Origin of the sequence: Microcoleus sp. B3-A4 (assembly GCF_036705385.1) — a bacterium.
In the GTDB taxonomy this organism is placed as follows: Bacteria; Cyanobacteriota; Cyanobacteriia; order Cyanobacteriales; family Microcoleaceae; genus Microcoleus.
Map to the genome: position 1 here is coordinate 1 of NZ_JAUBUI010000096.1, position 20,572 is coordinate 20,572.

Consider the following 20,572-nt stretch of genomic DNA (forward strand, 5'->3'; position numbering starts at 1 on the left):
TTTGCTTTCTATTCTGCCATCAACTTGCCTGCTAAGTCTTTGAGTATTTATACTGGCTGCAAAACTGGGATGCTCCCTATCTACTCGCCCAAATCCTTTGCGGGTTTTGCCGATATGTCCAGGCTGTCCTCCTGGTTTTCGCTTTGGTTGGGACTCTGACTCTTTTGAGTTATCAAAAGCGGCTGTCTCTGATTTCTGTATGAGATCACTCGATGGGGGTTTCGATGATGTTTTGCTATTGCTCGGCTGTTTCTCTTTGAGTTGTTCGAGTTCTTGTTGTAATTTTGCAATCAGCTTCTCTTGAGTCAGCACCAGTCTGACCAGTTCCTCATGGCTCCACTGCTCAATTATTTCGATTTTCAGTGCTGGTAACTCTGGTTGTTTACTCATTTGACTACATTACCACATTTATTGGGGTCTCTGAAATATTTTTGACCTGAATCCTTACGTAAATAAGTTGTAAATTTTTTACCCCACCCCAACCCTCCCCGAACTCGCGGGGAGTCCGTAAGAAATTCACAAATGATGCGAGGATTGCTATAACAGGTTTCCGATAATTCCTGACATCCTTATATAGGAAAGATATAAGTGCAGTTAAACGGCAGGTAGTGGCATTGGCGGATTTCAACATCTAGAAAATGAGGATGCGATCGCACTTCCGACAGTCGCCAAGCCGGTAGGTAGTTCACCCCAAAGTATACATCCAGCCATCCCTCGCGCAAATCCTCACAATTCCGTCCCAAACTACAGGCGTCGCCTCAAATGACAAACCCGGCTTAAATCTCCCCGATTCTATTACTTTCAAACGGTAAAACTCGCCTTTAGCATTTCTCAACGCATTCTGATCCCCCGAGTTCGCTCGTTCCCAATTCAAATTGAACAAATAAACACCGTTGTAGCCCGCACTGATCAGTTTATTGCCATCTGTAAAAATCGGAGTCGAAATTGAAGAACCAATTGCTTTTTTAAATACTATTACCGGAGTATCGTAAGACTGGTTTCGCCAAGGTACAGCAATTTTTTTGCCTGTAATCATATCTTGGGAACCGATGTACAAATTGCCGTCGATCGCATTTGTGGCAAACAGCGCCGGAAACTCGCCTGAATTGTACTCGTCATTCAACGCCACCGAGCCAATTATCCCGCCTTCCCAGCTAGACAGTCGGCGATTTCCGGTAGGTAAAAACCATTCGACGCTGGCATTCGGTTCCTTGTTGGGATTCAGCTTCAGCACTCCACCGTTGCCCTGAATGTATTGTTTTTCAATGGCACAAAACAGTTTCCCTGATTTAGAAATTACAGCACTTCCATCCAAATCTGAACCAGTATAGAAATCCCAGACTATCTTTTTAGTTTCAATGCTAATACCGTAAATATGACCGGAACCAGCAGCTATAAATATTCGATCTTTGAGCCTTGATGGTGATGATTCCGCGACCAGGTTTCCCCTGTGCTTGCTGATATCTCCTGCTGCATAAAGCTGTACTTCCGACAAGATATTTGGCTGCTTGATTCCTTGTTTAATTTTGGCTTGGCTTGTGGAACTATCGAGAAAATAGCCGATCGCATTTTCCCCCGCATTGAACAAAACGCCACCGCCTATGTCCAAAGCGCTGCTGTCATTATCACGGCTGTAGCTGGGCGTTCTCCTGATGTCCAACTTCCAAAGTTCCTTGCCAGTTCTAAAAGATATTGCTCTAAAACTCGGCACTACTTTTTTGCCACCACCGCCACTGCGGCTGCCTTGCAAAATCACAATTCTGTTTTCGGGGCTAGCTTTTTCATCGATATAAATCGTTGAGGAGCCTTTGATTATATCATCAAATTTATAGCGCCAAACTTCTTTATTAGTAGCAATATCTATTTTTCGCAAATTGTGGTCATAAGCACCTATAATTAAATAAGTTTTTCCCCCGTCTCTGGTAATTGTCGGCTGTCCTGTCCAACCGGCGCCGCTCCAAACTACAGATCGCCTTCCCAGAAAAGTCCGTCCGCTACCGAGTTGAAATTTGTCGATTAATTTCAAGCTTTTCGGAACACCTCGACCGTAGAAGCGGCGCTTGTCGTTACCTAAAAAGGTCGGGACTAATAATTCTATTTCTGGGTCTGCTTTCGCCAGAAAATTGTTAAGATTAGTTTCCGATAAAGCTTGAGCCGAATCTTCAGTTTGGTACAGTTGGGAAACAGCAGGAGGAACAGCGGCGCTCAGCAAAAATTGTCCTAGCTGTTGATTGAAGGTTCTCCGAGATGATAAGCTCATGTTATATCGAGATACTCCGCCATAATATTAAAACACAATTATCAGCAACAACTCAACTAAAACATCTCGCGCTAAACTGCTAGAGGACTGATACCAATTTAATGTGAAGTTGCACATATCTCGATCCCCCTAAATCCCCCTTAAGAAGGGGAGTAGGGGTTGACTTTGATCGGAATCTTGTCCCCCCCTTCTTAAGGGGGGCTAGGGGGGATCGAATTCTATGCTGCCTCATAAAAGACAAGCTTACCCAGCACGAGTAAAAGTATATTTGATTATGGTCAACCGTCTTGCTCAATCCCAAAGCCTTTACCTCCGGAAACACGCCGACAATCCGATCGACTGGTGGCCCTGGTGCGACGAAGCCTTAGAAACGGCCCGGAGCGAAAATAAACCGATTTTCCTGTCAATTGGCTACTCTAGCTGCCACTGGTGTACTGTGATGGAAGGAGAAGCATTTTCCGATCGCGCGATCGCCGAATACATGAATTCGCACTTTATACCCGTAAAAGTCGATCGCGAAGAACGCCCAGATATCGACAGCATTTATATGCAAACCTTGCAAATGATGACCGGTCAAGGCGGTTGGCCGCTCAACGTTTTTCTCACTCCCGACGAGCGAGTTCCCTTCTACGGAGGCACTTATTTCCCTGTAGAACCGCGCTACGGACGGCCGGGATTTTTAGAAGTTTTACAAGCAATTCGCCGCTTTTACGACACAGAAAAAGGCAAAGTAGAATCCTTCAAAGCAGAGATTTTAGGCAACCTTCAACAGACGGCAGCGCTGTCAGGAGTAACGGCCGAATTAAATCGCGAAATCTTTCAAAAAGGTTTAGAAATCAACACCGGAATTGTTGCAGGCCACAACCCAGGTCCCAGTTTTCCGATGATACCTTATGCTGAGCTAGCACTGCGGGGAACGCGATTTAATTTTGAATCAAAATACGACAGCAAACAAGTCTGCACTCAGCGCGGATTAGACTTAGCATTGGGCGGCATTTACGACCACGTAGCAGGCGGATTTCACCGCTACACGGTTGATGCGACTTGGACTGTGCCACACTTTGAAAAAATGCTTTACGACAACGGTCAAATTGTTGAGTATTTAGCGAATTTGTGGAGTGCGGGAATACAAGAGCCTGCTTTTGAAACTGCGATCGCGGGGACAGTAGAATGGTTGAAGCGAGAAATGACTGCGCCAACAGGCTATTTTTATGCCGCACAGGATGCTGACAGCTTTAACACTTCTGAAGAATTTGAACCGGAAGAAGGAGCATTTTATGTCTGGACTTATGCCGAACTGGAACAACTGTTAACGGCTGAGGAATTAACGGAAATTAAAGCACAGTTTACTGTTAGTCGCAGCGGCAATTTTGAAGGTCAAAATGTATTGCAGCGCCGCCATCCTGGAAAACTGAGCGACACGGTAGAAACGGCTTTGGCTAAACTCTTTGCGGTTCGCTACGGTGGCAATCCCGAGACTGTAAAAACCTTTCCGCCAGCCCGCAACAATCAAGAAGCTAAAAACGACAGTTGGCCGGGTAGAATTCCCGCAGTTACGGACACGAAAATGATTGCTGCTTGGAATAGCTTAATGATTTCGGGTTTAGCCCGCGCTGCGGCGGTTTTTGGGAATTGGGAATATCTGGAATTAGCTGTGACAACTGCTAATTTTATTTTAGACAATCAGTGGACGGATGGTCGGTTTCAGCGGTTGAATTATGACGGAAAATCTGCTGTAACCGCGCAGTCGGAAGATTATGCTTTGTTTGTGAAAGCTTTGTTGGATTTGCATCAAGCGAGTTTGACTTTAGGAAACGGGGAAGAGGCCAAAAAGTTGCCGAATTCTCAGTTTTGGTTGGAGAAAGCTGTGCAGGTGCAAGAAGAGTTTGATGAGTTTTTGTGGAGCGTGGAATTGGGAGGATATTACAATACTGCTAAGGATGCTAGCGGAGATTTGTTGGTGCGGGAACGCAGCTATATAGACAATGCAACTCCGGCGGCGAATGGAATTGCGATCGCCTCTTTGGTTCGTCTCGCACTGCTGGGCCCGAATTTAGAATATCTCGATCGCGCCCAACAAGGTTTGCAAGCTTTCAGCAGTATTGTACAAGATGCTCCGCAAGCTTGTCCGAGTCTACTTTCGGCGATCGACTGGTATCAGCATTCTACGCTGATTCGCACGTCACCCGACCAGATTTCCGGGTTGATTTCGCAGTATTATCCGACTGCTGTCTGTCAGATTGAGGCTGATTTGCCTGAAGGTGTTATCGGGTTAGTCTGCGAGTGTTTAACTTGCAAAGAACCGGCGAAAAGTCAAGAGCGGCTGTTGGAGGAAATTTTGCAAAGTCAAACGCGAGTTTAGCACCAATACTGTCTATATTATTGAACGGCGAAGACGCGAAGGACGCGAAGGAAGAAGGAGGAAGCAGAAGGAAGAAGTAGATTATCTTCTACCGGGAAGGGATCGCATCTTCAGTCTGCCCCTCAATCTTCCAAAATCTCGACCAAATCTTCCATCGTCACGTCGAAGGCGCGGGCTATTTTGTAGACAGCAGAAATATCGGCCGTGTTCAAAGCATCGCGCTGAACGTAGCTTCTAACAGTGTTGTAATTCACTCCCGATCGTTCGGCCACTTCTTTAAACGTCCAACCTCTCTTCTCAGCTAATTCTCGAATCCGCAGTCTAACGTAGCCCATTAGTGCGATCGCCCCTACTATTCCAAAAACTCGACCAAATCTTCAATCATTACGTCAAAAGCAAGGGCGATCTTCTGAACGGCGCTAAGGTCAACCGTACTCATGCCGTCATCTCGCCTAGCATAACCCTTAACTGTGTTGTAATTAACCCCAGAGCGATCGGCGACATCTTGCAGCGTCCAGCCCTTTTCTTCTGCCAATTCTCGAATCTTTAGTCTAACTCGCCCCATTTTGCCCTTGACAACAGGTTAGTATTAACCTTATATATAAGAATAACTCAAAACGATCGCCCTCCGAGCCTGGAAAACTTAAGGGCGATCGCTTTTTCTACCACACCCCGCAAACGCGGGGAAGGATTACCCTATGATACCAACATCAAAGCCCAAATTAAACACTCATCCCTGGTGTATCGTGCGGCAATTGCCAAATATGCAGCGATTGGTGGTTGCTCGATTCCACCGCCGGGGCGATGCAGAGGGATACATACAGATTTTACGGCGGTTGTTGCCGGCTGCCAAACACGCGATCGTTTTTGATACGACTGGGGCCGAGAAATTGCCAGAAGTGCGATCGGCTAATTGCGAGCGAATGCTGTAATCGATGGGAGCGAGGTCCTTTTTTGTTTTAACTGGAAAACCGATAAATAGAAAAGAGCGATCGCTCTTTCCTGAGAAAAAGTAAGTAGGTCGCTCTCATTAAAAGTAAAACGTTCTTCTGCCAGATACCCGACTTCTTTAAGAAGTCGGGTATCTAAGTATTTTATTTTTTTAGGTTGCCTTTTTTAGCTTTAAATTATTAAGAATCTCCATGCAGCTAACAATTAGCGATTAGCCAATTACAATATAAGCAGTTTTTATATTGACTCTGTAATATTTATTTACTATGATTACCAGGTCAGAAATAATAAAATTGTTACGCCTAACAGTTTTTCCCAAATAACAGCTAAACTATTCTAACGTTTGCGCGTCCCCAGCGTCGCAGGCTCAACCTATAGCTGTTAAGGATTCGTCCTGATTCACAGGAGCAAGATTTTAAAATATGCATCTCAGCCAACTGACTCACCCAAACCAATTACACGGCCTCTCGATTCATCAACTCGAACAAATTGCCCGACAAATTCGAGAAAAGCATTTAGAAACTGTAGCCGCTAGCGGCGGCCACCTCGGCCCAGGATTGGGTGTAGTCGAACTGACCTTAGCACTCTACCAAACACTCGACCTCGATCGCGACAAAGTTACCTGGGATGTCGGCCACCAAGCTTATCCTCACAAATTAATCACCGGCCGCTACAACCAATTCCACACCCTGCGCCAAAAAGACGGCGTTGCAGGCTATCTCAAGCGCTGCGAGAGCAAATTTGACCACTTCGGCGCAGGTCACGCTTCCACAAGTATTTCCGCAGCGTTAGGAATGGCGATGGCGCGCGACCTCAAGGGGGAAAACTTTAAAACTGTAGCAGTCATCGGCGACGGCGCATTGACTGGCGGCATGGCACTCGAAGCCATCAACCACGCGGGCCATATGCCGAAAACCAATTTGTTAGTTGTGCTCAACGACAATGAGATGTCAATCTCGCCCAACGTCGGCGCAATTACCCGCTATTTGAACAAGATGCGATTGTCGCCACCGGTGCAGTTTCTCAAAGATAACTTAGAGGAACAATTCAAACACATTCCCTTTGTCGGCGAAACTTTTACTCCAGAAATGGAACGCCTCAAAGAAGGGATGAAACGCTTGGCAGTCTCGAAAGTTGGAGCAGTAATTGAAGAATTAGGCTTTACTTACATGGGCCCGGTAGATGGACACAATTTGGAAGAGCTAATTGCCACTTTCAAACAAGCTCATACCATTCAAGGGCCGGTGTTGGTTCACGTGGTGACGGTAAAGGGCAAAGGATATGCGATCGCCGAAAAAGACCAAGTAGGGTATCACGCCCAAAATCCCTTTAACTTAGCCACCGGCAAAGGCATTCCCTCCACTAAACCCAAACCTCCAGCTTACTCGAAAGTGTTTGCCCACGCCCTAGTCAAGCTAGCCGAAGATAATCCCAAAATTGTCGGCATTACCGCTGCCATGGCAACCGGAACAGGCCTGGATAAACTTCATGAAAAACTGCCGAAACAGTACATTGATGTCGGGATTGCCGAACAGCACGCCGTGACCTTATCCGCTGGTTTAGCCTGCGAAGGAATGCGCCCGGTTGTAGCAATTTACTCAACATTTGTGCAGCGGGGATACGACCAAATAATCCACGATGTGTGCATCCAAAATTTGCCAGTTTTCTTCTGTTTGGATCGCGCAGGCATTGTCGGTGCTGACGGCCCCACCCACCAAGGGATGTACGACATTGCCTTCTTGCGGTGCCTGCCAAATATGGTAGTTATGGCACCAAAAGATGAGGCAGAATTGCAGCGGATGATAGTCACGGGAATCAACCACACAAGCGGCCCGATCACCATGCGTTACCCGCGCGGCAACGGTTACGGCGTGCCTCTGATGGAAGAAGGTTGGGAAGAATTGCCGATCGGCAAAGCCGAAATTCTCCGCAACGGCGACGATTTGCTGATCTTGGGTTACGGTTCAATGGTTTATCCGGCAATGCAAACCGCCGAGATTCTGAGCGAGCACGGTATTGAAGCAACTGTCATCAATGCGCGTTTTGTCAAGCCTTTGGACACCGAATTAATCTTGCCTTTAGCACAGCGAATCGGGCGAGTTGTCACTTTAGAAGAAGGCTGTTTGATGGGCGGGTTCGGTTCAGCAGTAGCCGAATCTTTGCTCGACAATAATGTCCTCGTACCGCTGATGCGGCTGGGTGTACCGGATACATTAGTAGATCATGCAACGCCGGAGCAATCATTTGCAAGTTTAGGGTTAACTCCACCGCAAATGGCCGATCGCATCTTAGCAACATTCAGCCGCAAACAGTCTCCTGTTAGCGTGTAAATAACTAGAATGGTAGGGTGCGCCTAGCGCACCTTATCATTCGAGATCCGATCTATGAGAGTGAAAGAGCAGCATGATTTAAGGAAGGTTTGAGGATAAGGGAGAAAAAACAATGACTGAGGTGAAACGAAATCGTACCGTGCGGCGAGGAAGATTGTTCCCCGAAATTCAGTGGTCAGAAGAAAAAAAAGCTCAGTGGCGCGCTGAAAGAGCGGCATTTCGCAAGCGTTGCAAAGTAATTTTCGATCGCCTTAAACCAGAATTAATTGACACTCACTACAACTGGTACATGGCGGTTGAACCTGATAGGGGGGAATATTTTATCGACAAGGATGATATGGCGGCTACCAAAATGTGTCGCCACAAACACCCAAATGCTATCCCTTACCTTTTCCGAATCAACAATACAGGGGCGTGCGGCTCAATATGATTGAAGGAAGATTTGGTGATGAGGACGAGCTATTTTTTGAAGTTGAATTGATTGCTAATAACGGCTTAGAATTACCTGTTGATGCTCTGCTATATACAGGTTTTTCGGGGTGGGCAGCAATGGACGATCGAGATTTCGAGTGACTGGATTGGATTTATATTAGGCGACAAGAAATGCGAACAGTAAAGGGAGAATTTGATTTCGATATTTATGCAGGAAAAGTACGCATAGATGAGCAAGAGTTTGACATTTCCGTTCATGTGGGTGACGGAGTACCGGAAATTTTAATCGGCCGCCAGTGGCTGAAAAATCGGCGGTTAGCAGTTGATATGTCTGCGGGTATTGTGACATTGGAAGCGAGTTAAAAGCAAAATGACTTTAAAAACTTTTGACATAGTAATAGTAGGAGCCGGCCCAGCAGGCGGTCACTGCGCGAGAATCCTAGCCCAATCCGGCCACAAAGTCTTGCTGGCAGAGCAAAACGACAATTTTAATAAAAATGACTTTTCCAGCGCTGCCACGCCTCTAGAAACTCTCTCTAAATTCAATTTACCCGAATCCGTTATCGGCAGTTTTTGGCATAAACTTACTATTGAAACTAGCAAAGTCAGTCAAAGTTGGGAGTCTCCCGAAAGCTTGGGAGTTGTTCTCAACTTTGCTAAATTTAGAGCATTTTTGGCCAGCGAAGCTGAGCGATTTGGCGGTGAAGTTTGGCTGGGTTATCGGTACACCAGACATTCACAAGCCAAGGGCGAAACAACCGTAGAATTTAAACAGTTATCCAGCGGTCAACTTATCACAGTTAGCACGAAAGTATTGGTTGATGCTACTGGCTTTGCTAGGGCGGTTATGTACGAAAAAGAGAATGATAAGCCAGATTTTTTGTCGGGAACCGGAATCGAATATTTAATTGAAGTAGAGCCGGAAGTTTACAATAAATACAGGGGTGATTTAATCTTCTTTTTGGGCGATAAATGGATGCCGAAGGGTTATTCCTGGATATTCCCAATGGAACCAAACAGGCTGAAAGTTGGTGCGGGGCGCATTTTTTTAGATCCGAAAACGGTGAAGCATTTGTCACCGCTGAAAAAATATATTGATTTACTGATTGATGAATATCTGAAGTGTAAAAATTATAAAATTATTGACAAACACGGTTCCACGCTGAAGTACAGCCCTGGTTTGAAGGATATTTATTGCAAGGATAATATAATTGCGATCGGCGATAGTGTTTCGACAGTAAATTTTTTGGGTGGCGAAGGGATTAGACACGGGATGGATGGTGCCCAAATAGCGGGGAAATATATTCAAAGCTATTTGGAGGGGAAAATCTCAGATTTTCGGGATTATGAGACGGAAATGCACCGAAAGTTTGATAAGAAATGGAATATTTCGGAAAGGTTGGCGGTGAGAAAATATATCGATGATGTTAATGATGAACTGACAGATAAAATGATTTATTATTTAAAGTATATGGAAACTGAAGATGTTATGGATATTTTATTTTATTATAAATTTGAGAAAATTTCCCGAGGGTTAGGCGGTTATTTGCAGCGAAAAATCAAGGAATTGATTGAGAAATTTCACTGGTAAAATCAGTCCGTTGAGAGATTGTTAGTTGAGGCAAAAATCTGGCTGATTGACGCACCTTATATCAATTCCGGCTGCGCCGGAATGATATCAAATCCGCGCTTCATCATTGGGCGTAAAGTCGAATCAAGCTGCCAACAAATAATTCGCGCAATTTTCATTTTTTTGACTCACAGTCAACAGTCAACCGTCAACAGTCAACAATCATTCCGGTGCAACCGGAAGCGAGATTACTAAGCTAATTTTAAGGCATTTTCTGCGGTGACTTGAATGCGCGGCAGCGACAATAAAGAATCGTCAAAACTGCTAAAATTTAAGTGATATGATACACCAAAAGTATATCCACTCGCTCCAATTAAATGCGCTACAATTGGATCGACATCCCCGTAAGGATAGGCAAAACATTTAACAGATTTCTCTAATCCCCGTTCCAAGATAGCACGGGATTTGGCTGCCTCCCGCACAATTTCTGTCGGCGACAATGCAGTCAAAGGTTGATGAGTCGCAGACATAGAACCGAATTCAATTCCGGCATCCCGCAGTTGCAAAATTTCCGGCCATCCCATTAACTGCACTTCTTCAAATTCGGCTTTTTCCCAACTATTTGTCTTTCCTATTGACTCCGCTACTAGAAAAACAGTTGCGGTAAAATCAAAGCGTTTTAGCAGAGGCCAAGCATATTGGAAAAAGTCGAGATAGCCGCCGTCAAAAGTCATCAATATAGCTTTACCGGGTAAAGGAGTTTTAGCCAGTTTCGCGCTGCGCCAATTTTCCCAACTCGCACTGTAATAACCCAGATTTTTGAGATTGTGTAACTGTTGTTCAAAAATCTGGGGAGTAACTGCGTCTAAACCGTCAGGAGAAATGCGGCGGTAGGAGAGAATCGGGAGTTTTTTTGTAACGCTATGATTGTCCACAACTTGAGGTTTCACTGAGTGAGAAACTTCCCGATAAGAAGAATTTGAGCCAATGATTTCCGGTGCGTAAAATACTTGCTTTGGAAACTCGTTTTCTTGGGGAATTTGCATTGTCGGTTCCCCCGCGATTGCCGCCGCTGACTCGATTTCCGGCAGCGCCGCCGCCGGGAGTGCGGCGCGACGGCTGACACTCGTTCCGATCGCACCCGATCGCCTGCCGAACATCACCGCATTTTGGGGGTAAATGCCCCCAGCACCCGCTGCATTCAACCAGTCGGGCAAATTAGACCTTTGTTGAGCACAAGAGGCTAAGCGCGATCGCAGCCATTGCTTGCCGTTGAGGGGTTTTCCCAGCAAAGCTTCTCGCACGGCGGCGACGCACAACTCAAAACCAATATTTCGATTAATTGTCGATCGCAATTTTTGAGCTGAAACAAAATTATTTTCCACCGCAACAGTTACAATACCGACAGCCACGCCGCCTACTTTCACCAGCACGTCTATTTCAGAAAGCTTAACTTTTATATTAGCAAATCCCTCGCTAATTTCTAAGACTATCAATTTTTTTTCGAGGGTAATTGTTGAGACTTCCTCTGCTATTTCAGGCTTGTAGAAATCCTCCAAATGCCAATGCGGACGCCCCCATAATTCTTGCAGAAATAGCGTCCAGTCATGTTTAGGGTGCAATGGTTCCAGCAAAGTTTCCCACAATTTATTGCCTTTTTCGCAGCGATTGCGTTGAAAGAAGCGATCGAGAATTTGCCAAGCAAACTGGGCTGCCACCGCATCCGCCAAAACCGAAGCCGCAACCATGCCATCGCAAATCGGCAATTCAATAATACCGAGTTTAATTCCTTCTAGTTTGATCGTACAGGACAGGCGATCGCATATTTGCGGAATATCACAAATATCGGCAATTGGTTCGCTAACTTCCACCGTAACTTTCCCGGAAATGTCACCCTTGACGCCCTTAATCTTATCTAAAATATAGCGAATTTCATTGCTATTAAAAATTTTATGATATTTGTGAACGTTATTACTTTTAACCTCTCTCTCAATTCCTTGATGCCAAGGCAGATTTAAACTTAAATTTACTGCTTTTTCTTTATAAAATTTCAGCATTTTTTTATCATATGCAACACCCATAAAATCACAAAGTTCTTCTAACTTTTTTACTTTATTATCTACAATTTCCTCATATTTCACTAAGATATGATTAGAATTTTTAGCATATTTGTGACTAATTAACACCGCCTCTTTCCAGCGAGTGATACAGTGGTTTAAATCCCAACCAGGCCCCCATAAATCATGAGAATTTCTAGTAGCCTCATGCAGAGAAGCTATGGTATCCATACTGTTTCGCAAAATATGTATAAATTTAGCATCCGGCAACAACCGCTGTATATCCTCAATAAAATATATGTGTTCCGGCGTTTTTTCCAACCAAATACTTTTGTTTTGTTCCGCCGCCAAACCATCCAAAATTTCGACAAACCACCTAACTTTAGTGCCTACAGTTTGACTATTATCAAAACCTTGGAAAAGTTCAGGGCGATTAATCTCATCCTTAAAAAAAGCTTCCATCCTAGCAGGAAACTTTCGGACAAATTTTTTGTACAGTAAATAGTGAAAAAACTTAGATTCAGGAAAAGAAATAACTTCAGGATGAGCGGCTAATAAACTTTGAAGCATGGTTGTGCCGCTCCTCGGAGAGCCTACTAAAAATATCCGTTTCATTTTTATACCTCATAAATGGTTTGTGAATGAGATTTTTTTGAGGGAAACACAGAGAGCGCTAAGCCCACAGAGTAAGAGAAGAAAGAGATTTAATTGATGTATGATTATAAATCATTTGTCAACCTATATTTTTTAGCGGGACTCAAATATTTGCTTAACTCCACGTAAAATTTTCTTTTAACAAATCCGAAAGTTCCTGATTGTAAGGTGTGAAATAATTAGTCAATTCTTGTTCGAGTTCAGGCGGCATTTGGCTGTATTGATCTACATGATTGATTTCATATTCTTTAATTGCACCCTCACTAAGATCTAAGAAATTCAATACTTCCGAAAAGACTTTGCCGGGATTTGCGTGAAACTCTTCGCTTTTGAGAATTAGCAACTGTTCCCTCGGAAAATAATCAAGCCAATTTTTGATTTGTTCTACATAAATTCCCCGCGACAGATAGGAATAATGCTGGTGATTAAAACTGTAATAATTTTCATCGGCTTTCATTTTTTCAATCTCACCTTTGAGCCTATCTGGTTCAGAAGCGATGGCCTTTTCAAAATCCAACTTTTCGCAGCCACTCGCCACTTCTAAATGATAGTGCATCCATGCTCGTTTTACCGGGTTTCGCAGCATCAAAATCAGCTTAACATCCGGGAAACACTTGTAAACCCGCTCGGCCACCAAAGGATGATAAATATAATAAGTAGTCATCTCCCACAGCAACACCTTTTCACCAGTTACACTGCGACCCAACTGTTTGTTGTACCAATCAACACCACGCTCATAATTCAAATCAAAAAAGTGAATTTCGCGGGAAGCTTCTTTTATTTGCAAGTGATTTGCGAGATAGCCGTAGAGAGATTCCGTGCCACAGTTTTGAGCGCCAATAATTAAAAAATCAGGTTTTTGCTTAGATCCCAACTGAGTCGAAATATTGACGTAGCCGGGATTATTTTTATTCAAATCGTAAGTTGCAGTGGCTGGTTCCGGTAACTCCAGAAGCGGCATTTTGCCCTCAAATTCCCAGCGGTAGGGCGGACAAAGAATCGTTTTTTGGTTTACAGTAGATCGCACGTAGAGCGGATAAACCTGCCAATGATAATCATAGGCGTAAGCCAAAGTTTCCTCGTAAACCCCAACATTCACGTAATACTGACCGTTTCCTAAATCCAGTCTGTCTATTTGCAGCCGGATTTTGCCTTTCCCTTTCACCAGCGGCAGCAGTCTGCCCATTTGATTAGTATTAGTCTCAAAACAACTTTGACCATCATCCCTGCTGATTGTCACGGCAAAAATGGCAGCAGAAATTTCCTGGAACACCGAATAATTAATTTCAATGCTAATAGCATCACCGCTATCTATTTCCGAATAGGGAAACACTTTGACCTCGGTAATTTCTACTTCCAAAGAACCGAACCGATTCTGATTACTTAGCAGGGGTGACTGGTTACTTGTAGCTTCCGCAGCACGCAGGGTACTGGGATTTTCTGTGGACGAGCGCATTTCTGACAAATACTGACCGACTACCACTTCCGGTTCCCCATAAGCCACAATTTCACCTGATTTTAGCCACAAAGCCCGATCGCACATTTTCTGAATTTGCGACGCAGTGTGAGAAATCAAAACAATCGCACATCCTTGATTTTTAAACTCAGTTATCTTATTCAAACATTTAGTTTGAAAAGCCACATCACCAACCGACAAATGTTCATCAACTAAAAGCACTTCGGGATCGGTATGCACCGCCACCGAAAAAGCCAGCCGCATTTTCATCCCCGTACTGTAAGTCCGCGTCGGGCTGTCAATAAACTGTTTTAACTCTGCAAATTCCACAATATCGTCAAACCTGCGCGCCACTTCCCGGCGAGTCAAACCGGCCACCACCGCACCCACAAACACGTTTTCTCTGCCCGTTAGATCCGTGTGAAAACTCGCACCCAAATCCAACAAGCCGCCAATTCTGCCGTTAACTTTAATAGATCCTTCCTCAGCCCGGCAAATACCGCCGACAAGTTGCAGCAGCGTTGATTTTCCCGCGCCATTCTTGCCAAGAATTCCCAGCATTTCGCCCGGAGAAACAGTAAAATTTATATTCCGCAGCGCCCAAAAACTCGCCTCCGGCTTCAGCTTCCACCAACCGGACAAAGCGGCTTCCATAATCGTATGAGGTTTCGCGGTAGAGTAGCGGTTAAAACGCTTACCCAAACCTTTGACAATAATTGCTTCACGCATTTACACTTCCTCCACAAAATGAGCGCTTTGCCGTCTAAAAATTCCCAGTCCGATGGGTAAAAGAGCCGCCACAGCCAAGCTCAAAATTAACAGAGCAGACCAATCCGGCTGCATACCTTTAAGAAGTATGGCGCGGTAAGCTTCAATCAGGGGCACCATTGGATTTAAGTAATAAAAAATCTTAAATTTTTCCGGGACGCTGCTGATGTCGTAGAAAATCGGAGTCAGGTAAAACAGCATCTGCAAAACTACTCCCAAAGTGTGCTGAGTGTCGCGGAAAGTGACATTCAAAGCGGCAAGGGGATAAGCAAAACTAACTGTCAAAACAAACTGAATAATCATCAGCAGTGGCAAGAAAAATAGCACTGAATTCAGATGAACGCCATCAATTGCCAGAAAGATAAGTAACACCGGCAATGCTAAGAAAAAGTGAATGAGCCCCGTAGTCGTCGTGACTATCGGCAAAATTGCCGGGGGGAAATTTGGCTGCCTGATTAGTGCCTTATGATTGGTAATTAATGCCGTTGATTTAAATAATACCGTTTGAGACCAATTCCAGATTAACAAGCCGCTGAAAGCAAAGGAAGAAAATTTTGGAATATTAAGGGGTACGACAGAGCGAAACAAAAAGGAAAATACAGCCAACTGTAACAGCGGACTGATTAAAGTCCAAGCAATCCCCAAGGTCGATCGCTTGTAAAGTAATTTCATATCGCGATCGACCAACACCCGGAGCAAATCGCACCACTGAGCTATTTTGCGCCGATAAACCAGCGTTCCTGCATTTCTCACCGCACACCTCCGGCAACTATCGGAGGTTCTCGCCCGGATGCCTCCCAGGGCTGAATCTTAACCAAATTCTGGGTCTGCACCAGGGTCAGCTTGTCAGCAATTGGTTCTAAAAAATCAGCTTCAATCACTTTTATTGCCATAATTACCATTGTCAATTTCTCTTCCTTTTAACTCTCAATTACTATTTGTTTAAAATAAATTAAAGGCTTAATTCCACCTCTATTTTTGTTTTTTCCTATAATCTAATTATGTCAGTTATAGGAAGGATTTTTCAGTTGTTTTTTGTCCACTACTGTACATAACTCTAGATGTTGAAGTAGGGTGTTGTCAACTAAGCTAGGCTCAGAAAGAGCCGCACTTTTGGGCATACCGTTAACCCCGATCGCCCGAGCCAGGGGTTCGGCAAAGTCAAGCGCCAGAATCGATCGCAAGTGAGCGCCCCGCAGCGGTTCTGCGCCCGCTTGCGGAAAAATGTGGCCTACTGTCCGTTCACCGTAATACAGGTAAACCCCAGCCGGCCGTTCCGCGTCTAGCAGGCGTTCTGCCTCGAACAAACCTTGCTGCAAATCGATGTCAATTTCATATCCGCCCAAATCGCCGCTCGCCACGCCTCCTTGTAAAAAACTAGAAATTGCCGATCGACTTTTCAACTCATCGATGACACCCCTCAAATACCAATAACCGCGCAATTTTTCCCACAACCACCGCCAAGTTCCCCGCATCCGCAAGCTTTCGAGTAAATCAAGAGATTGCCTCAGTCCCACGGCCAGGCAATCCACAGCGGCCGGCCAGAAAAACGTGATCGCCACGAGAATTTTATCTACCACCGAGTAAGCAGTTTCGTAGCCTGCTAGCTGCAGTGTCTGTCTAAGTTCCGGGTGTCGGTGGCCGATCAAAACATCAGATCGCCCTTCCTGACGGGATCGGCGGAAATAGCGATCGAGATTGTTGGTTTCGTGTTCGTAATGATAGCCCACTGCATCCCCCGCTACAGCAAAAGGTACATCAGCTTTCAGCAAACGCACCCCAAACTCGTAATCTTCCCCGCCGCAGTTCCCGAAAGCCGAATCGAAGCCATCAAGACGAGCAAAAAGTTCTGCATCCACAGAAAGGTTGCCACTGAGCAAATCTTTATAAGTAAATCGGTGAGCCGGCTGGCTCATCTGATAAAACTTGTCTTCCCACCACGATCGCACTTGCACATCAAACAACCTAGTTGCTCCCTGCAACTTAGGCGGGTAAGGGCCCATGACAGCGCAGCCCGGACGCTCTCGGTGAGCGCGCGCGTGGCTTTCCACCAAAGGTGGCAGGGCTTCGATATCGTCGTCGAGAAACAGCAGCAATTGCCCGTTAGCCGAAGCAGCGCCCGTATTGCGGGCCATTGAAGCGCTCCGGCAATTTACCTCGATCACGTGCAGTTTAAACGGAGCTTTGTACTCTTGTAGCATTGCCAAAGTATCGTCTATGCAGCTATCTGCCACCACAATAACTTCGATCACCTCGAGCGGATAAGTCTGCGAGTGCAAAGCATCAAGGGCGCGCCGCAGCGAAGAACTTCGATTGTGGCTGGGAATAATTACGCTAACAGTTAGATGTTCCCTGTTCATATTAGATTGATAATTGGTAATTGGTAATTGTTATTTGGGAATTAATATTTGGTATTTGGTATGTGGGGATTTATAAGTGGTGATGAAAAATTTCAACACTCTTACTTCTTCGCTGTCCCATCAATATCCATCTGTTAAATCCCTTCTATCCATTACACCATCCGTTGCCGAATTTCCCTGTTCCTCCTGATTAATTATTTATCCAAAAAGCTTAGACCTTAGTTTCATTTCCCAGATTCATCTGTGGAGTCCATCTAAAATCTAAAATCTAAAATTGATTGACTTTCTCCTTAACTTCCTGCAACCGCTTGCGAGAAGCAAAATAAGCCATCGGCCCGCTAATGCAGCCCCGCAGTTGAGCCAAAAGTAAATCACTAGGAATAGAGCCCCGTTGCTTTCGCAAAGAAGCAAATAATTCAGGAATTTGCTTGGAATACAGCCATCCCAAAGCTAATCGCACCACCCCTAATTCACGATTTTTCACCAAAATCCGCGTCCAGAAAGCATAGACTCCGATTCCGTAGCCTTGGAGGGTTTTTCGCAATTCTTCCCAAGTGCGGCGATGGCGGTGCCAGCTCAATGCTCTCGGCTCGTAGACAATGCAGTAGCCCGCGCGCAAAATGCGGGCAAAGAGTTCACAGTCTTCGCCACCCACCGTGGGTGTTCCCGCCCCCAAAGCTTCGTCAAACAGGCCAATGCAGTCGCTCAAACTTTTCCGCACAGCCATACTCGCCGAAACTCCCACAAGATGCACAATCAGAGGATTGCACTGCGCCCCATCAAAAACTCGGCGATCAAATCCCCGCCCGTGCGGGCTGTACCACTCAAACAATTCTTGCGCTTCGGTTTCCAGTTCCAAGGGCATCACCAGCCCCGTGACGCACATAACGCGCGGATGGCTAAAATTCCACAAGAGCGATCGCAGCCAGTTCGGATCGGGCGCCGCATCGTCATCTGTAAAGGCTACGAATTCGTGTTTAGCTTCGCGTAAAGCTCGGTTGCGGGCAGCGCTGGAACCCGGTAAGTCTTCGCGCACATAGCGGACTTGTGGGTAATTTTTGATTAGTTCCTTGGTAGCGTCCGTGCCCGGACAATTGTCAATTACTAAGTATTCCTGACCGTCGTCTGGGATCTGCATCAGCGCGTCTAGACAGCGCCGCAAATCTTCCGGGCGATCGCGCGTGCAAACCGCTACTGTGGCGAGTGGCATTGCCTGCACAGGCCCGCGTTCGTCCCATGCGAGGGTATCGTAGAGCCAATTTTTCCAAAGGTTCTCTCCCGCAGCGTTCATCAGTGTTTCCCGCAATAGGGAGGCGTCGGCGCGACCTCCGACGAGCGACAATAGAGCTTGGCCGATCGGTTTTCCCCCCTGCCGAATTAAAACCAAGGCTTTGCTGTAACGCTCCTCAACCGTAATTTCGGGCGGGAGTTTGGAGATTTCCAGGTCAATAATAGCTGTTGCCATTTTAGATTTTAGATTTTAAATTTTAGATTGCCAAAAAATCCTAGCTACTCAGTATATTACCGGATGTATTTTAGCAGAAATTGTTTTAGGGTATAGCAACTTCTCAATGCCATACTTGCCGATCGCGAATCAAACATAAAGCCTCATTTTGTTAGGGATATTATTTATTTTAACTTTCGATGACCCGCTGATGTCAAGTTTTTTTTCCTACCTAATATTTTTTAACGAAAACCTTCGCACCTCGATGCACGTGTCAATTGCAGCCGTTATGGGCGGTCGGCGTCGGGAGCATGTCACTTTTGCAGGGAGTAATTATACTGATGCAGCGTGTCTCTGATTTCCAATTAAGCCGTTCAAGTAAGCACAACGATGAGCTAATACTTGTCCGACATGTTCTGATTTCCAACGAGATCCTGATATTTTAATTCGTCTCAGGGTAAACGCATCTAAATTAATTTGACAAAACCCTGAATTTGTGCATTACTAAATAACTAAATAACCTTCTTAAAATTTTTAATTTTAACCCGATTTGAGCAGATTAAATCAGAACCTTAAAATTTTCTGAAGTTCTTAAAGCCGGATAATTTTCCTTCTTAGATAGGTGTTAGATTTTGAGCATTAACTGGCAGAATTTAAAATTTTAACTAAATAATTATTGTCCATTGCTGCTCGATACCGTTTCATTTTTAGACTGTGTTTAGAAGTTTTTTCTTGTTTCAGTAAATTGATGGCTAAACGACGTAAAAGTGCAAAATTTTCGGGAGAGTTCTGTTTGCGAATCCGGCTTTCATCTTCGCAAAATGTAACATCGAGTGTCCGTATCGGCTCAATAAGTAGGGGTAACAGTTAATCTAGTTGCCAAGACAAGCCCAAGGGATGAAGAGAAGACTTGGAGCGAATAATAGTAGATAGAGAGGGAATAACTCCAAGTTGAGAAATTCGGTCACGCACATAATCGAAAAAACTGATTCCCAACTGACGAGTAGTAGCCACAAGAGACATAAAAGTATCCCAAGCCCTCGTACCCTCAATCGTTTGAGTTGCATAGCTAATATTACGTCGCTGCACCATAGTTCTGGCGGCTAACTCAGCCGGATTATTGTGTAAAGGTAATTCAGGATGCTCCAAAACTCGCTCGCAACTCGAATGCTTGTCCAGCAGTTAATTGTTTGCGTTCATCCAACAATTCATAGCCACTCGGAGTTTCAAAAAGCAGCCGAAATGTAGCCTTTCAAGGCTGTGCAGCTTCGGGACTGGGAGCGTCTTTGTAAGCTAATAATTCCCGATAATAATCCCAAAAATATTCGATAAACTGCCCTAAAATTACTTGATGGCAAGCGAATACCGGGCTTAACTTCTTGTAATGTCTTCCCTCGTGTACCCAACATAACGCTCGCTCGGCAGTGATTAGCTTGAATTGCGGAGCATCATCACAACAGAGGGTTTGTACGACTGGGCAATCTGTTGGCTGATGAGAGAAAGCAATAGCTGCTGCTTCCCTAATCCGGGTAACTTGTTGATCGCCCAGTTTGGGTACATACTTATTGAGTAGGTGATTAAACTCTGCCTCACTCAACACAGTTCCTTGGGGTAATAGCTTGAGAGCATTCTGCCATTTAGTCGGGATTTTGAAGTCCCCAATTAGTGAGAATGTCAGTGGATTCAGAATAAATTTTAGTTCTCGTCCGGGCTGTAATCCTTTGAGTACCGTTTGTCTATCTTTATTAGCTGTTGTGAAGTATACTGTATATAAAGGGTTGCAAATGATATTGGTGGTATGGTTGACTCCACCTACACGCGCGCCAGTTTGGTCGAAGTGTTGCCAAGGACTACTCGCTAGTCCTGAATTATAAACTTCTTGTTTCTCGGTTTCAAAAAGGCATTGGTTTTTGATTAATAAGTTGGAT

18 protein-coding genes and 2 pseudogenes are annotated in these 20,572 nt (G+C 44.9%); 7 read left to right on the forward strand and 13 right to left on the reverse strand.

Features of this window, described 5'->3' with window-relative positions; translation table 11 throughout:
* Nucleotides 1-390: DUF6444 domain-containing protein (locus QUB33_RS25305; protein WP_333355971.1), on the reverse strand; the 390-nt coding region annotated here is incomplete at its 3' end.
* 295 nt (nt 391-685) lie between these two features.
* A complete protein-coding gene (locus tag QUB33_RS25310) occupies nt 686-2,260 on the reverse strand; it encodes an outer membrane protein assembly factor BamB family protein (RefSeq protein WP_333355974.1) in 1,575 nt (524 codons plus the stop codon).
* A 274-nt stretch (nt 2,261-2,534) separates the two neighbouring features.
* Here QUB33_RS25310 and QUB33_RS25315 point away from each other — a divergent pair, with 274 nt between their 5' ends.
* Entirely contained in the window at nt 2,535-4,622 is a 2,088-nt protein-coding gene (locus QUB33_RS25315) for a thioredoxin domain-containing protein (RefSeq protein WP_333356023.1), read from the forward strand.
* Nucleotides 4,623-4,744: 122 nt separating this feature from the next.
* Here the strand turns inward: QUB33_RS25315 and QUB33_RS25320 are convergent, their stop codons facing one another.
* Together QUB33_RS25320 and QUB33_RS25325 are read right to left on the reverse strand one after the other, a co-directional pair.
* On the reverse strand, nt 4,745-4,957 hold the full coding sequence (locus tag QUB33_RS25320) for a helix-turn-helix transcriptional regulator (protein ID WP_333355977.1): 213 nt from the start codon (nt 4,955-4,957) through the stop codon (nt 4,745-4,747).
* 17 nt (nt 4,958-4,974) lie between these two features.
* Nucleotides 4,975-5,187 (reverse strand): helix-turn-helix domain-containing protein, encoded by a 213-nt coding sequence (locus QUB33_RS25325; RefSeq protein WP_190663558.1) that lies wholly within the window; start codon nt 5,185-5,187, stop codon nt 4,975-4,977.
* Between the two features lie 133 nt (nt 5,188-5,320).
* Here QUB33_RS25325 and QUB33_RS25330 point away from each other — a divergent pair, with 133 nt between their 5' ends.
* The 6 genes from QUB33_RS25330 (at nt 5,321) to QUB33_RS25355 (ending at nt 9,926) form a co-directional block, all read left to right on the forward strand.
* Nucleotides 5,321-5,554, forward strand: coding sequence for a hypothetical protein (locus QUB33_RS25330; RefSeq protein WP_333355981.1), 234 nt, complete (start codon nt 5,321-5,323; stop codon nt 5,552-5,554).
* Nucleotides 5,555-5,995: 441 nt separating this feature from the next.
* The gene (gene dxs, locus QUB33_RS25335; RefSeq protein WP_333355984.1) at nt 5,996-7,903 is read left to right on the forward strand and encodes a 1-deoxy-D-xylulose-5-phosphate synthase; all 1,908 of its coding nucleotides are present in this window, start codon (nt 5,996-5,998) and stop codon (nt 7,901-7,903) included.
* Between the two features lie 112 nt (nt 7,904-8,015).
* Nucleotides 8,016-8,333 carry a hypothetical protein gene (locus tag QUB33_RS25340; protein WP_333355987.1) on the forward strand — a complete coding sequence of 106 codons (318 nt, stop codon included), beginning with the start codon at nt 8,016-8,018 and terminating at the stop codon, nt 8,331-8,333.
* Nucleotides 8,330-8,476 (forward strand): hypothetical protein, encoded by a 147-nt coding sequence (locus QUB33_RS25345; RefSeq protein WP_333355991.1) that lies wholly within the window; start codon nt 8,330-8,332, stop codon nt 8,474-8,476. Before QUB33_RS25340 ends, QUB33_RS25345 begins: the two co-directional genes overlap by 4 nt.
* Before the next feature lie 30 nt (nt 8,477-8,506).
* Nucleotides 8,507-8,698 (forward strand): hypothetical protein, encoded by a 192-nt coding sequence (locus QUB33_RS25350; protein ID WP_333355994.1) that lies wholly within the window; start codon nt 8,507-8,509, stop codon nt 8,696-8,698.
* A 7-nt stretch (nt 8,699-8,705) separates the two neighbouring features.
* A complete protein-coding gene (locus tag QUB33_RS25355; protein ID WP_333355997.1) occupies nt 8,706-9,926 on the forward strand; it encodes an NAD(P)/FAD-dependent oxidoreductase in 1,221 nt (406 codons plus the stop codon).
* A 230-nt stretch (nt 9,927-10,156) separates the two neighbouring features.
* Here the strand turns inward: QUB33_RS25355 and QUB33_RS25360 are convergent, their stop codons facing one another.
* The 9 genes and pseudogenes from QUB33_RS25360 to QUB33_RS25400 form a co-directional block, all read right to left on the reverse strand.
* Nucleotides 10,157-12,577, reverse strand: coding sequence for a sulfotransferase (locus QUB33_RS25360; RefSeq protein WP_333356000.1), 2,421 nt, complete (start codon nt 12,575-12,577; stop codon nt 10,157-10,159).
* A 154-nt stretch (nt 12,578-12,731) separates the two neighbouring features.
* Nucleotides 12,732-14,801 carry a Wzt carbohydrate-binding domain-containing protein gene (locus QUB33_RS25365; protein WP_333356004.1) on the reverse strand — a complete coding sequence of 690 codons (2,070 nt, stop codon included), beginning with the start codon at nt 14,799-14,801 and terminating at the stop codon, nt 12,732-12,734.
* Nucleotides 14,802-15,593: an ABC transporter permease gene (locus QUB33_RS25370; protein ID WP_333356008.1), complete on the reverse strand. Its 792-nt coding sequence runs from the start codon at nt 15,591-15,593 to the stop codon at nt 14,802-14,804.
* On the reverse strand, nt 15,590-15,748 hold the full coding sequence (locus tag QUB33_RS25375) for a hypothetical protein (RefSeq protein WP_333356011.1): 159 nt from the start codon (nt 15,746-15,748) through the stop codon (nt 15,590-15,592). Before QUB33_RS25375 ends, QUB33_RS25370 begins: the two co-directional genes overlap by 4 nt.
* Nucleotides 15,749-15,844: 96 nt before the next feature.
* Entirely contained in the window at nt 15,845-17,200 is a 1,356-nt protein-coding gene (locus QUB33_RS25380) for a glycosyltransferase (protein ID WP_333356014.1), read from the reverse strand.
* Between the two features lie 268 nt (nt 17,201-17,468).
* A complete protein-coding gene (locus QUB33_RS25385; protein WP_333356017.1) occupies nt 17,469-18,665 on the reverse strand; it encodes a glycosyltransferase in 1,197 nt (398 codons plus the stop codon).
* A gap of 618 nt (nt 18,666-19,283) precedes the next feature.
* Nucleotides 19,284-19,481, reverse strand: a pseudogene (locus QUB33_RS25390) (transposase); the annotation flags it as partial.
* 30 nt (nt 19,482-19,511) lie between these two features.
* Nucleotides 19,512-19,793: a hypothetical protein gene (locus tag QUB33_RS25395; protein WP_333356020.1), complete on the reverse strand. Its 282-nt coding sequence runs from the start codon at nt 19,791-19,793 to the stop codon at nt 19,512-19,514.
* A gap of 103 nt (nt 19,794-19,896) precedes the next feature.
* Nucleotides 19,897-20,572, reverse strand: a pseudogene (locus tag QUB33_RS25400) (hypothetical protein); the annotation flags it as partial.

Bases quoted from the DNA above. Each gene is read 5' to 3' on its own strand.
- QUB33_RS25355 (WP_333355997.1), top strand. From the start codon at position 8,706: ATGACTTTAAAAACTTTTGACATAGTAATAGTAGGAGCCGGCCCAGCA.
- QUB33_RS25350 (WP_333355994.1), top strand. From the start codon at position 8,507: ATGCGAACAGTAAAGGGAGAATTTGATTTCGATATTTATGCAGGAAAA.
- QUB33_RS25315 (WP_333356023.1), top strand. From the start codon at position 2,535: ATGGTCAACCGTCTTGCTCAATCCCAAAGCCTTTACCTCCGGAAACAC.
- QUB33_RS25360 (WP_333356000.1), bottom strand. From the start codon at position 12,577: ATGAAACGGATATTTTTAGTAGGCTCTCCGAGGAGCGGCACAACCATG.
- dxs (WP_333355984.1), top strand. From the start codon at position 5,996: ATGCATCTCAGCCAACTGACTCACCCAAACCAATTACACGGCCTCTCG.
- QUB33_RS25310 (WP_333355974.1), bottom strand. From the start codon at position 2,260: ATGAGCTTATCATCTCGGAGAACCTTCAATCAACAGCTAGGACAATTT.
- QUB33_RS25340 (WP_333355987.1), top strand. From the start codon at position 8,016: ATGACTGAGGTGAAACGAAATCGTACCGTGCGGCGAGGAAGATTGTTC.
- QUB33_RS25365 (WP_333356004.1), bottom strand. From the start codon at position 14,801: ATGCGTGAAGCAATTATTGTCAAAGGTTTGGGTAAGCGTTTTAACCGC.
- QUB33_RS25380 (WP_333356014.1), bottom strand. From the start codon at position 17,200: ATGAACAGGGAACATCTAACTGTTAGCGTAATTATTCCCAGCCACAAT.
- QUB33_RS25325 (WP_190663558.1), bottom strand. From the start codon at position 5,187: ATGGGGCGAGTTAGACTAAAGATTCGAGAATTGGCAGAAGAAAAGGGC.
- QUB33_RS25385 (WP_333356017.1), bottom strand. From the start codon at position 18,665: ATGGCAACAGCTATTATTGACCTGGAAATCTCCAAACTCCCGCCCGAA.
- QUB33_RS25320 (WP_333355977.1), bottom strand. From the start codon at position 4,957: ATGGGCTACGTTAGACTGCGGATTCGAGAATTAGCTGAGAAGAGAGGT.
- QUB33_RS25345 (WP_333355991.1), top strand. From the start codon at position 8,330: ATGATTGAAGGAAGATTTGGTGATGAGGACGAGCTATTTTTTGAAGTT.
- QUB33_RS25330 (WP_333355981.1), top strand. From the start codon at position 5,321: ATGATACCAACATCAAAGCCCAAATTAAACACTCATCCCTGGTGTATC.